Genomic DNA, 12,199 nt, shown 5'->3' with positions numbered 1-12,199 from the left:
ATGACCCTGACTATCTAAAGGTAAAGTAATAGTAACCGTGCATCGTTCTCATAAATATACCGGGAATATCTTACCTCTCCCGAAGCAGGATGTAAAGAGCTGAAAATCAAATGAAAATTATTTCAATATTGTGAATCTGCTGCCCGGTAGCACCCGAGAATCTTCAGATCCAGACTGTGTTCCTTCAGTTTCAGCAGTGCCGTTTTCACAAACGGATCATTGCGATTGCCCTGGAAATCCAGATAGAACCGGTAATGGAAAGGCTCCGAAGGAATCGGCCGCGACTCCAGCTTCGTCACGTTGATATCCGCATAGCTCAGAATCCCGAGCGCATGATATAGCGCACCCGGCTCATGATTCACCGTCAGGATAATCGAGATTTTCGTGCCATCCTCCGGTTCTTCATGAATCGCGCTCATGAGCAGGAATCTCGTCATGTTCGTATGGCTGTCCTGCACATCTTTCTGCAAGGATACCAGCTGATAGTATTCCGCCGCCCGGCACGAACCAAGGGCAGCCTTGGAATGATCGCCGCACTCTGCCACATGATGAACAGCTGCAGAAGTATCCTGCCAGGCAATTGCCTGAATTCCCGGATGAGCTTCAAAGAACCCGCTGCACTGGCTCAGTGCTTCCGGATGGCTGTATACTTCCCGGATCTCTTCGATCTTCGTTCCCGGAACCGCAATCAGATCCTCTCTGATCGGAACAACGGTCTCTCCGACCGCATGAACGTCATGGCTCTGAAACAAGTCATACGTTCTCGCAATGACGCCGGTCGTCGTATTCTCCACCGGCAGCATCCCGTAGTCGAGCACGCCTTTCTCGCAATCTGCGAGAATCTCCGGGAAGCTGCGGTACCCGCAAAGCTCGATGTCTCTTCCTGCAAAATATTTCATCACAGCGATCTCGCTGAACGTTCCGTGATTCCCCTGATACCCGACTCTGACTGTCATTGTGCATCTCCTGTTTCTGAAGCTGGTATAATTCTAATATGCGCCGCAAGTCCGTTCAAGAATCGATCCTTTCGCTCAGCCGCTGGCTTGTGCCGGTCCTGTTCGTGCTGCCATTTCTGCCGGATCGTTTCATTTCCTTCAACTATACCGGGCTCATCAATGATCTCCGATACCGTTCTCTGTTCTTTCTGTGCGAAGTTCCTTGCGGCATCATCGAATTCCTGCTGCTGTATCAGGCGGGTTCAGGCCTCATTCCTCACTGGGGAAGACAATGTCTCTTTTCTCTCTGCCTGATGGTCCTGATGGTATTCACCCCATATCAGAAAGAGGAGAGCACGCTCTCCTCGCTTCATCTGATGCTGGCATGGTGTTTCATGATCCTGCTGAACTGGATGCTTTATCAGACAGGATGGGATCATCCGAAGATCCGCATGCCTTACCTCATCGGGTCCTTTCTTGCCGCAATGATTTCCCTGACAAGCAATTCCATCTGCGGGCTGGCAGAGGTTATTTATGCATGCATGGTAAATCACTGCCTCAGGATCCTTGTCCTGGAACGAACCTGAATTCAGAACTTCCCGCTTCGGACCGTACTTCCATGAGACGTTCCCGAAGAGTCTGAGTTCCGGGAAGGCTTTTCGATCTTCCGCCGGGATACCGTCGTATTCACAAACTGATCCGACTGTCCTCTGAGCGCCAGACTGCCGGCACAATAAGCAGCTGCTGAACGATTCATGGCAACCGACTTCATGCGTTGCTTCAGGATCAGGCAGACTCCGAGGGAGATTCCTGCAGAAATCGCAAACATCAGAAGAATTCCTGTCCAGAGCGGACGTTTCACCGGATGATTCTCTGAAGCCAGGCTCAGATAGCGATCGCACTCCGAGAGATAATCATTGAATCCCGATGCCCACTGGTCCTCCTTCAGATCATCCAGAAACTTCGCTTCCAGCTGATCCAGTCCATAGGAGGTAAACGCATAGTCTGCCTTCGGACCATTCGTCAGCAATGCATATTCCCTCTCCTCCATGCTCAGCAGGAGCAGAATTCCATTCCGATCCGTTCCTTCTCCCAGACCATAACGCTCTTGATAGAGCTCATCCGCCATTTCCTCGACTTCGCCGCCTGAAAGGGAAGGCAGCGTCACAATATAAACTCCGAACTGATAGCGTTCCGAGATGTTTCCGGCATAGTCTTCAAGGGAAGCCAGCTGGCTTTCGCTCAGGAGGCCGGCCTCATCGAAGACATGCATGCCTGCAGCCGGAAGCGGCAGAATCAGGAATACGAATCCTGCCAGAATCATCATCAGCATCTTCTTCATCTGCATCGCCTCCTACCTCAGAAACAGCAGCGACAGGATCGCTGTCAGAGAGAATGTCAGTCCTGCAAAGGTTCCCCAGAACTTCGTCGGACTGATCGAAAGATCGCCGACCATCTTTCCCGTCTGGCCATTCATCATGAACAGATAGTCCTTCCCATTCCACTTCGTATTCAGAATCCATACCGGCAGCAGCGCATAATGAACTTTTCCGCGCTGCAGATGGATGGTTTCAGAAATCCGGGAATAGGAAGAGTAGCCCGTCACGGTCCGTGCCAGTGCATCGGAAAGCGAATTGGTGCAGCGCTGGTCCGCCCGCTTTTCGCATTCTTCTGCAGGAACATCGAACTTATCGGCAAGATAGCCTGGCAGATAGGCATTCGAGAAAGGCTTCAGATCTTCATAGTGGAACGGCTCCACTGATTCCATGTAGTCATCCTGCATCTTCCTGGATCCATCTGAGGGAATCTTCTCAAACGGCAGACTGCCGCTTCGGAAGACGTCATAATGGTCAGTTTCCGTGATTTCATAATCTCCCTGCGTATAGGTTCTGACCCTTCTGCCTTCATAACGGGCGGAGCCTTCTGCAGTTCCGTCAAAAAGCCAGAATGGCACATAGACTCCCTGCACCTTGCTGATATGGTTCCCAGCCGTGAATGCACCCGGCAGAAAAGGCCTTCCCCGGTAATGCTGGCGCAGAGCATTTTCCGCCTCCTTGCGGGCCATCTTGAATGGAATCACATAGTCCGGCTTCAGTCCTCCCGCAAACTGGCCCGGCACGATCGTCGGATTGCCGCAGTACGGGCAGCAGGAAGCAGCCGTCGTCTCATCTGTGACAAGTTCCGCGCCGCAGGATGGGCAGCTGTATGCACGCATGCCGGATGTCTCCGGCCCCCATTCTGTCATTCCGGAAGTATCCCAGCCTGCACTTTCCATGGCTTCTGCTGCTTTTTCATTCTTTTCCGCATACAATGCCTCTATTTCTGAAGGCTCATATGCACATCCGCAGTAGTCGCACTCCAGCTTTCCGGAAGCACCGCTGTAATGCAGCGGTCCGCCGCAGGCAGGACACTGATAGTTTGTAATCTGTGATGCCACCTGGATCCCTCCTTTCTTACATGCTGCGTTCTGCTCCGCACGCCTCGCAGAATTTTCCCTGGTTGACTTTTCCGCAATACGGACAGGTCCAGGAAGGATTTCCAGCCTCTGGCGCTGAAGAAGGAGCGACCGGCTGAGGAACTGCTGCAGAACTTCCTGGCTGTGTGCTCAATGCCTTCCGGATCTCTTCCGCCATCTCTTCGTAATGGCGATAGCGAGGGCTTTCTGAAAGCACATTTCCGGAAAATCTTCTTCCGTTTTCCTGGAACGTCACTTCCTGCTGATTGAGATCGAACTCCATCTCGCTGAAATACGGATTGCTGACATAAATGGTCATTCTGAAATCATAGCTGTATTCATATCTAGGAGGATTGAAGCTGACGCTCTTGTCTCCTACCTTCCTGAACATCTCCCGCTTTGATTCGTCCACGGAAAGATTTGTTCCGGTCACATCAGACAGATTCAGAATGTCCGGATTATCCTTTTCAAGATCCGCGGCAGAAGTCACTGCAAAGGTCCTCGCCGCAGAATCTATCAGCACTTTCTTTCCTTCTCCGATCACGCGATCCGGATGGAAGTTCCTGACCTTCTCCTTGTTCTGTTCCCGCCATTCCAGCTGCTTTCTGATCTCTTCCACGGTTTCATTCTTCCGATCGCGGAACCATGGCGAAAGCTTTGATGCACAATCCTTGCATAGATTTCCATCCGCAAGTTTCCGGTTTCCGAGAAGTCCGATTTTTTCTCCGCAGATATCGCAGTATTTCTTGTCAAATAATCCCATCGCTATTCTCCCCACTTTCCTTCATAAATTACCGGCTGACTGCTGCCACACGGATATGCTTCAATCGCATCCAGATATCCGTCTGTTTGCGGAATGCTTTCCCGCCGGAACAGAAGCCGGGAATACGGTCCGATTTCTCCATCATCCATGGGCAGAATCTCACCGGTTTCAATCACATACCGGACATTCCAGATCCCGATTTCTTTTCCGTCTTCCATGATCTTCACCGTGTCATCTTCAAAGATCAGCTGATCAGAGGAATCAGAATCCTGCTTCACCCAGGTGTAATCAGGCAAGCTCTGATTCCATTCTTTCACCATTCCCGGCCCATCCAGGATGAATGGCTTTGCGCATCCGGTGCTGACAGTCAGAAACAGTCCGGCCAGCATTCCCTTCAGAACGTTCTTGTCAGGTCTTAATGTATGCATTGTTTCAGTCATGAAGCTTGAAACCGCATTCCGGGCAGAACTTCGGCGGGGCAGAAGGATCTTTGATCTTCGCACCGCAGCTCGGGCAATTCGTCAATGCCTCCGGTTTCTTCGTTCCGCACTCCATGCAGAACTTTCCGGTATTCACTGCTCCGCACTGCGGGCATTTCCAGCCATCCTGCAGAACCGGTTTCGGAGTGCCGCATTCCGGGCAGAATTTACCGGAAGCCGTACTGCCGCACTTCGGGCACGTCCAGCTGTCTGAAGACGCTGCTGGTGCAGGTGCGGCCTGCTGCTGTGCAGCGCCCTGCCGGAACAGCTCCGCTGCATTGACTCCTCCGGCTGCTGCAGCCATGTTCACTCCCATGAAGCCCATCGCGGCGCCATTGGCATTTTTCGCCGCATCCTGCATTGCCTGCGCTTGTGCACCGACCAGCGTCGCAGCAGCGAGATTCTGATTCGTATAGGCAGCATTTCTCTGCATCTGCTTGATCATCTGCTCATCTTCTTCATCTGCCTTCACTGACGAAACCCCGAAGGAAACAATCTCCAGGCCGCGCAGCTGCTTCCACTTCTTCGTCAGCACTTCGTTGAGGGCTTCCGAAAGCTCGGTCGTATGCCCAGGCAGTGCAGAATAGCGGATTCCTTCTTCAGAGATCTTCGCGAAGGCAGGCTGCAATGCGGTCAGCAGTTCGCTCTTCAGCTGTCCGTCAATCTGGTCCCTGGTATAATCCTCCGAAACATTTGCGCAGACATTCGTATAGAACAGGACCGGATCCGCAATCCTGTAGCTGTACTCCCCGAAGCACTTGACCGAGATATCAAGATCAATTCCTGCCCGCTGATCCACCACCCGATACGGAACCGGATTCGGCGTTCCGTATTTATTTCCGGTGATTTCCTTGGTATTGAAGAAATAGATGCGCTGGTCTTTCGGTGCTTCGCCGCCGAACGTGAATCGTCTGCCGATGTTTGCAAAGGTATCCTTGACCGCATTGCCAAGATCACCGGTAAACAGGGAAGGCTCAGTGCCGGAATCGTAGACGAACTCTCCTGGCTGGGCGCAGATTTCCGTAACCTGCCCCTGATCTACCAGCAGCATGCACTGGCCATCCGCCACCGCGATCACGGATCCATTCGTGATGATGTTCTCATTGCCCTTGTAATTTGACGATCTGCCAGACACGCGCTTCTTTCCCTTTGTCACAAGAACATTGTTCGGAAGCGACTCGCAATAGAAATAGTCCTTCCAGGAATCTGCCAGAACTCCGCCTGCTGCGCCGATTGCCGCCTGAATTAATCCCATACCCTTTTCTCCTCTCTTTCTCTTTCGGGTAACACTTGATGATCCACCGGCATGCGTATGCCGGAAAGAATACTGGAATACTCATAGAGGTTCCAGGCATTCCCATTCTGTTTCAGAGTCACCGGACGCGGCGAATCCGCTCCGGCCGTAGCAATGAAGAATTTCCTGTATCCTGCTTCGGCAGGATGCGTATCTTCAGTCAGTTCAATCGCATACGGAACCGCACTGATCTGAATTTTCATGATCTGCCTCCATCCGTGACTACGATTCTTCCTTCCACTTCTGCATTGAGTCCCTGATGCGTCGTCATGTATTCTTCAATGATGTGGTTCAGCGATACCGCCACCAGCCGAGGTTCCATATTCCTGCTTACTTCTTTCAGACTGACTGAGAACACCTGATCGAAATTCCGGAGATGATAGTCCTGCAGACCGATGGAGAATTCATCCTGATCGCGGATTTCTGCTCCATGGAAACGGAACTCCTCCAGAACCCTCTTTCTGCGATCCCATAGAATCCGCATTCCCCGGGAATACTGATAGAATTCCGTATGACCGCTCCATGCTTCATCACGGAAGACATAGGAAACCATCCGCCTCAGCTGTTCTCCTTTTACCTTCAGCATCCACAGGCCGTCGTCAAACGGCGTGTTCTCCTTCATATCCTGAAACGTGACAATCGGTCCGAGCTCTTCTTTGCGAATCGAACCAGAGCCAAGCACCATCAGATCAAAGGAGCTGCCTGCCTGCAGAAGATCTGCATACAGATTTCCGAGCTCGGTCTCCTGATTCCTCGAAGGATGTGTCAGCTTGCGTTCAAACGTCGTGATGACCCTGGAATACTTCGCATCTGTAGCACTCTGATACCGATTCAGAAGTTCCTGCATGGCCTCGTCCGGCACCGCCGTTTCCTCATTGATCGGCACACACTCCCATTTCATGTCAGCAATGCTGTTGGTATCCGTATCGCAGATCAGATCAAATCTTCCGATCTGGCCAGTGCCATGCCCGGCTTGGGCAATCCAGATTCCATTCACGAACTCCGGATGTTCCATGCTGGTGTGCGAATGCCCGCCGATAATCAGATCCACGCCATACTGCGGATCCAGCCGCTCGGCAAGTTCGCGGTCTTTCTCAATGCCAATGTGCGTGAGCAGCACCGTCAGATCAATATCGACCGTTCGATAGCTGTCCAGAATCAGTTCAATCTCATGGACTGCCTGTTCCACATCCACAAACGTTCCGACCAGCTTATCCTGACGCGTGACCCGGATCACTTCTTCCGTCAGCAATCCGATGAACAGAATCTTCATTCCATTCACTTCCTTGATGAGATAAGGAAGAAACAGTCTGCTGCTGTTCAGCGTTACGTAGAGATTCGCATTGATGATCGGGAAATTAGCACACTTCTCCAGAAACAATAGATGCGACAATCCGTAATCTACTTCATGATTGCCGATCGTCATCACATCAGGGTTCAGCTGATTGATCAGATCAATCGTGGAAATGCCACGGTATTCCTGATCGATGATCGACCCCTGGAACACATCTCCGGCAATTGCATACAGCACGTTCCGATCCCGTTTCCGCGACTCCTTCACATACCCTGAAAGCAATGCCAGTCCGCCCGTCTTTCTGCCATCCCTGATACCTGGAAGGAAGTCGCCGTGCATGTCATTGCTATGAAGAATTGTCAGGTGTTTTGTTTCCATGCCTCTCCTCCCATTCCATACGCTCCATCCGAAATCCGAATCCATTGGTCTGAATCCATGTCATAGTGATAGATCCGCTGCAAGGAATCCGTGCTCACGGCATACCATTCGATGACAGTCCATCTGTCCCTCCTCATTTCGCCGACTGTGACGATCCGGCAGGTCTGCCCATCAATCACTTCCTCCGGCTCAGAAAAATCCACGCTCCTCTGATCGTTCTGCGCAAGCGCATCCCGGAAGGAAGAATCATCCATATCATAAAGGGCATCAAAGAATGCCTGGTCCATCACGGATCCGCCTGGCTCTTCAGAATCCCTGGTCAGAAAAAATCCTTCATAATCCGCAAGCCCGAACACATCAGGACCGCTGAGGTAGGTAAGGAAAATACTGTTCAGATCGCTGCGCTGGAATCCGTATACCGGGGAATCATATCCTGGTTCGTTTTCTTTCGACGAAGCATAGATCAATCCTTCCGTGCTGACTCCGATCCGTTCCAGCCTGCCTTCATGAGAAGATTCCTGGCCATGATTGCTGCAGTACTCCTGCACATTCCCATCTTCATCAATGCTCAGCGAACCAGACCATGAATCCCAGGAATCTTCCCAGGTCTCTGCAAGAGAAACCGGAATGCTGAAAGGATGAATCTCATCCGCCAGGTCCACCCGGCTTCCATCCTGTCTGACCCCATAGATTCTTCCGTCATCAGGATCTGCCTCCAGVCTCAGAATGTCATTGTGACCATAGAGCGGTCCGCCGCAGATATAGATCCCATACTTCATGCACCGGAACACATCGACGTATTCCACCGTATGGTCCTTCGTCAATAGAAACAGATACGGGATTCCGGAATCCGGTGCATCCTTCTGAAACACCAGATCGGTATATCTGCCGTAGCACCCCTCAACCTTATACTTCTTGTTGTACTCAAACCTATAGAGGGCCTTTGGCTTTCTGCTTCCGAATTCGGAGGAATACCAGATTTCCACGATTCCATCCGGCCTGCAGGAAGCATGGATAAACCCGGCTTCCGCTTCTTCTGCCTGGCAGACCCAGTCCATATCCGGGAAGCATTCCTGTTCCGCCCACATTCCTGCACCAGTGCTGTACACAGGGAGATATGCCCCGATGGTTCCATCTTCATCCAGATAGATCGACAGCAGATAGCGATTCCGGTCATAAGCCATTGCAAGCGTCTCTGCTCTTCTCAGCAGCATCTCGGCAATTCCCTGCTCGCTGTAATCCGGTTCAAACAGCGTGATCTCATCCTGGCAGAGCGCTGCTTCCCGTTCCAGCTCCCGGAAAAAGCGATCGGAAGAAATCCCTGCATACTCATCCAGCACCTCGGATACGGTCATTTCCTGATCTCTGCTGAAATCGAAGAAATAGCTGTAGTGGCTGATATTCCCTTCCCAGTTTTCCTGAATCATGACGAGAGAGAGCAGACTTCCATACCATCTGCTTTCCCAGTCCAGCGAACAGACATAATCGGAAATATAGCCGGAGAATTCATCTTTGCCATACATGGAAAGCAAATGCTCATTGAATGCCTCTGCCCCTGGCTGATCGCTGAGCAGCTCAGGAACCCGATAATGATAATTTCCCTGCTGAAGCGTTCCGTCCATGCTCCAGGCTTCGCCAATCAGGGAATCGTCATATGTTTTTACCGGGTCTGCCGGCGGCAGAACTCTCGCCGTGCTTTCCGATACGAATTGTGAATGCCCTGAGTCAGTGCATCCTGCAATCATCAGAATCCCTGCCATCAGGAAGAGGATCAGACGTTTCATGGCATCAGCCCTCGCCGCCAATCTTATATGGCATCTCACTGCCGCTTTCAATCAGCGGAAGATACCAGTCTTCATAAAAGTACGGACGATCTTCTTTCACGACATCGGACCAGTCAGTGCCCCATCGTCTCAGGATCACATAGTAGTCAATGCCGCCATCATCCACGGTGAACGACCCTCTGATTTCCAGGGTATCCGTATAATCGGACTCTCCCGGATCGATCATCCAGTCTGCATACTGCAGATCCTGATCCATGAAATATCCGCCTTGCGACAGCATCGTGCCATGTTCGCTGGTTCCGGTCATGGCGACACTGACTTCCGCATCTGAAATCGGGTCGGTCAGCGATCCGTCTTCGTCATAGATCACCATGGTCCCCTGCAGGTCCTCATCCACTTCGATCACTGCACTGCAATCCCACCAGCTGCCGATCAGTTCCGTATATGCGCCAGTCGCATCTTCGACCATCCACCAGCCATACCAGCTTCCGTTCCACCATTTCTGCTGATCTGATTCATCCGTGCTCATTCCGTCAAACAACGTGCTCTTCTGGTCCTGATACGGAGTGATATCCTTGGCAAGATACATCAGGAAAGGCTCTTCCGAGCTGTCAGCTGAAACTCTGATCTCCCCATTTCCGAGATCTTCAAACGCCATGTCCATCTCGGCAAAGTCCAGTTTTTTCTTTCCGAGATCAATCCGGAACGTATCCTGGTCCTCGCCCATGTACAAGGTTCCGCTGAGCCCATCCTCATTGATGATCATCCGGTATCCTTCCGTCATCTCAAGCAGACTCAGGTCTCCGTAATTTAGCATGAGCCCTTCTCCCTCAAGCTGATACAGATAATAGGTTCCTGCAAGACTCGCTTTTGGAGCAGCATCCCGGCCAGCAGATCCCTTCTGATAGTGATACGTGGTCCCGGAGGAATCTTTCACGATCAGAGCGTCATCCTCAAGCGTTCCGCCCAGCTTCTGATCAGATCCGAAGGAACGATAACTGCCGCTGAACTGATTGCCATCCAGCTGCCAGGCCAGATCGAATTTCATGTCATCCGCAGAAATGGTTCCGGATCCGTCTTTGACGAGCTCGATATACCCGGATTTTCCATCTGCTCCGGTAAGCTGATAGACGCCAGCCGCCTCGGCATTGCCTGCTGAACTGCCCGTGCAGGCAGCAAGTGTGAATGCAAGCACAGCAGATAAAAGCAGTCCGAGGAAACGAGTAAAGGATTTCATGACGTTCTCCTTTCGATGCAGAATCATGTATGCATCTTCATCAGAAGATGAGAGAAACCGCTTCTTTGTGCTATGATGAATTCAGCAAAAGTGACTCAAGCTTCATTCCCGTTCTTCTGTCTGTACCCGGATTGAAGCATAAGTCCGAAAACTCCGCGCCCCCCGAAACCTTTGAAAAGAGGGGAAAACCGCAAAAAGATCTGTATTTCTCTCAGAATTTTCCAGGAAAGGAGTATTTCATGAAACGCTTGATCAGATTGGTGCTGGCCAGCACATTATGTTTTCCCGCTTCCGCCTGCAGCAAGCCCTTGCTGTCTCCAGATGATCCTGTAACGCTTGTGATGTGGCACGTCTATGGCGAACAGGCAGGTTCTCCGATGGACCAGCTCATTGAAGAGTTCAATGAAACGGAAGGCATGGAGAAAGGCATCATCATCAGCACAGCCCGTCTGAGCAACGCCTACAGCATCGGCCAGGAACTCTCAGAAGCTCTTTCTGATAAACCAGGCGCGCCGGATATGCCGGATCTTTTCACCTGTCATATCAATGATGCGAAAAACATCGGTATGGACAATCTCCTGGACTGGAATGACTGGTTCTCAGAAACCGAACAGGAAGAATTCATTCCAGGCTTTCTCGAAGATGGAAGAATCGGCTCCCAGCTTGCCGTTCTTCCTCTGTCCAAGTCCACGCATGTCCTGATGGTCAACGGATCCGGATTTGCCCGCTTCCAGCAGGATACCGGGATCTCTCTTCAGAGCCTGGAAACCTGGGATGGTTTTTTTGAAGCAGCAGATGCCTACCGCCAATGGTCTGATGGCACTCCGTTCTGCGCTTTTGACTATCTGCTGAGAGCAATCGAGCTCTATGCAGAAGAACAAGGAGCAGAAAACCTGTACTCCGATTCGGAATGGTATGACCCGGGAAATGAAATTCTTCATGAAGCAGTGCTGCGATTTGCCAAGGAAATCGCCAGAGGAACTATTGTCATCTCAGACCGCTACTCCAATACGCAGATCATGACGGGAGAAGTGCTGTGCGGAGTCGGCTCTTCCGCGGCAATCCTTTACTATAACGATACCGTGACCTATCCGGATGGGACCTCGGAACCTATGGACCTTCAGGTGGTTCCCTTCATGCATGCAGAAACAGGCAAACCATTGATGACGATTGCAGGCGTCGGCCTCTGTGCCCGTAAGACTACGGAACAGAAAGCAGAGGCAGCCTCTGTCTTTGCCCACTGGCTGCTGGATCCTGATCGCAATCTCAGCTTTGTGACTTCTGCCGGCTATATGCCCGTGAAGAAGTCTTCTGCAGAAGCGATTCAGAAGGTGCAATTCTCTGACGCTGGCTATGGGAATCTGTATGAAGCCCTCGGGCAGATGACCCAGACCTATCAGGCCTGCTCAGAGCCGTCTTTCAAAGACTATTACTCAAAAGCGGAGCAATTCTACAATGCGGTGCGCAATCTGCAGCAGAGCGTGTCGGAAGAAACAGATCCGGACCAGTTTGCAGAACAGGTCTGGAATATCCTGATCACGATCCGATAGCCTATGTCCTTCTCTTCGATCGGAAAATCC

12 protein-coding genes are annotated in these 12,199 nt (G+C 51.5%); 2 read left to right on the top strand and 10 right to left on the bottom strand.

Annotation, left to right across the window (positions count from 1 at the left end):
* Window positions 1-122: 122 nt before the first annotated feature.
* Window positions 123-956, bottom strand: a complete 834-nt coding sequence (gene pheA / locus FYJ51_RS03435; protein WP_105304428.1) for a prephenate dehydratase — start codon at window positions 954-956, stop codon at window positions 123-125.
* Window positions 957-994: 38 nt separating this feature from the next.
* Between pheA and FYJ51_RS03430 the strand changes: the two genes are divergently transcribed.
* Window positions 995-1,522 (top strand): hypothetical protein, encoded by a 528-nt coding sequence (locus tag FYJ51_RS03430; protein ID WP_105304429.1) that lies wholly within the window; start codon window positions 995-997, stop codon window positions 1,520-1,522.
* Between the two features lie 2 nt (window positions 1,523-1,524).
* Here FYJ51_RS03430 and FYJ51_RS03425 read toward each other — a convergent pair whose 3' ends face one another.
* From FYJ51_RS03425 to FYJ51_RS03385, 9 genes are read right to left on the bottom strand one after another with little or no spacing between them, the layout of a single operon-like run.
* Window positions 1,525-2,277 carry a TPM domain-containing protein gene (locus FYJ51_RS03425; RefSeq protein ID WP_205946156.1) on the bottom strand — a complete coding sequence of 251 codons (753 nt, stop codon included), beginning with the start codon at window positions 2,275-2,277 and terminating at the stop codon, window positions 1,525-1,527.
* A 12-nt stretch (window positions 2,278-2,289) separates the two neighbouring features.
* Complete coding sequence (locus FYJ51_RS03420) at window positions 2,290-3,372, bottom strand: hypothetical protein (RefSeq protein ID WP_205946155.1); 1,083 nt, start codon at window positions 3,370-3,372, stop codon at window positions 2,290-2,292.
* A gap of 16 nt (window positions 3,373-3,388) precedes the next feature.
* On the bottom strand, window positions 3,389-4,153 hold the full coding sequence (locus FYJ51_RS03415) for a DUF4428 domain-containing protein (RefSeq protein ID WP_154503223.1): 765 nt from the start codon (window positions 4,151-4,153) through the stop codon (window positions 3,389-3,391).
* A gap of 2 nt (window positions 4,154-4,155) precedes the next feature.
* Window positions 4,156-4,593, bottom strand: a complete 438-nt coding sequence (locus FYJ51_RS03410) for a hypothetical protein (RefSeq protein WP_135358216.1) — start codon at window positions 4,591-4,593, stop codon at window positions 4,156-4,158.
* Window positions 4,586-5,887, bottom strand: coding sequence for an SPFH domain-containing protein (locus FYJ51_RS03405; RefSeq protein WP_105304434.1), 1,302 nt, complete (start codon window positions 5,885-5,887; stop codon window positions 4,586-4,588). The genes FYJ51_RS03410 and FYJ51_RS03405 overlap by 8 nt, the downstream gene beginning before the upstream one ends.
* Complete coding sequence (locus FYJ51_RS03400) at window positions 5,878-6,129, bottom strand: DUF6935 domain-containing protein (protein ID WP_154503220.1); 252 nt, start codon at window positions 6,127-6,129, stop codon at window positions 5,878-5,880. Before FYJ51_RS03400 ends, FYJ51_RS03405 begins: the two co-directional genes overlap by 10 nt.
* Window positions 6,126-7,598: a bifunctional metallophosphatase/5'-nucleotidase gene (locus FYJ51_RS03395; RefSeq protein ID WP_154503217.1), complete on the bottom strand. Its 1,473-nt coding sequence runs from the start codon at window positions 7,596-7,598 to the stop codon at window positions 6,126-6,128. Before FYJ51_RS03395 ends, FYJ51_RS03400 begins: the two co-directional genes overlap by 4 nt.
* On the bottom strand, window positions 7,580-9,382 hold the full coding sequence (locus FYJ51_RS03390) for a hypothetical protein (protein ID WP_154503214.1): 1,803 nt from the start codon (window positions 9,380-9,382) through the stop codon (window positions 7,580-7,582). Before FYJ51_RS03390 ends, FYJ51_RS03395 begins: the two co-directional genes overlap by 19 nt.
* A gap of 4 nt (window positions 9,383-9,386) precedes the next feature.
* Entirely contained in the window at window positions 9,387-10,619 is a 1,233-nt protein-coding gene (locus FYJ51_RS03385; RefSeq protein ID WP_154503211.1) for a hypothetical protein, read from the bottom strand.
* Between the two features lie 239 nt (window positions 10,620-10,858).
* Here FYJ51_RS03385 and FYJ51_RS03380 point away from each other — a divergent pair, with 239 nt between their 5' ends.
* A complete protein-coding gene (locus tag FYJ51_RS03380; RefSeq protein WP_205946154.1) occupies window positions 10,859-12,169 on the top strand; it encodes an ABC transporter substrate-binding protein in 1,311 nt (436 codons plus the stop codon).
* Window positions 12,170-12,199: the final 30 nt, after the last annotated feature.

It is taken from the genome of Stecheria intestinalis (assembly GCF_009696165.1).
Taxonomy (GTDB): domain Bacteria; phylum Bacillota_I; class Bacilli_A; order Erysipelotrichales; family Erysipelotrichaceae; genus Bulleidia; species Bulleidia intestinalis.
This window is presented reverse-complemented; position numbering and strand designations above follow the sequence as displayed.

Bases quoted from the DNA above. Each gene is read 5' to 3' on its own strand.
- FYJ51_RS03400 (WP_154503220.1), bottom strand. From the start codon at position 6,129: ATGAAAATTCAGATCAGTGCGGTTCCGTATGCGATTGAACTGACTGAA.
- FYJ51_RS03430 (WP_105304429.1), top strand. From the start codon at position 995: ATGCGCCGCAAGTCCGTTCAAGAATCGATCCTTTCGCTCAGCCGCTGG.
- FYJ51_RS03395 (WP_154503217.1), bottom strand. From the start codon at position 7,598: ATGGAAACAAAACACCTGACAATTCTTCATAGCAATGACATGCACGGC.
- FYJ51_RS03415 (WP_154503223.1), bottom strand. From the start codon at position 4,153: ATGGGATTATTTGACAAGAAATACTGCGATATCTGCGGAGAAAAAATC.
- FYJ51_RS03380 (WP_205946154.1), top strand. From the start codon at position 10,859: ATGAAACGCTTGATCAGATTGGTGCTGGCCAGCACATTATGTTTTCCC.
- FYJ51_RS03410 (WP_135358216.1), bottom strand. From the start codon at position 4,593: ATGACTGAAACAATGCATACATTAAGACCTGACAAGAACGTTCTGAAG.
- FYJ51_RS03425 (WP_205946156.1), bottom strand. From the start codon at position 2,277: ATGAAGAAGATGCTGATGATGATTCTGGCAGGATTCGTATTCCTGATT.
- FYJ51_RS03405 (WP_105304434.1), bottom strand. From the start codon at position 5,887: ATGGGATTAATTCAGGCGGCAATCGGCGCAGCAGGCGGAGTTCTGGCA.
- FYJ51_RS03385 (WP_154503211.1), bottom strand. From the start codon at position 10,619: ATGAAATCCTTTACTCGTTTCCTCGGACTGCTTTTATCTGCTGTGCTT.
- pheA (WP_105304428.1), bottom strand. From the start codon at position 956: ATGACAGTCAGAGTCGGGTATCAGGGGAATCACGGAACGTTCAGCGAG.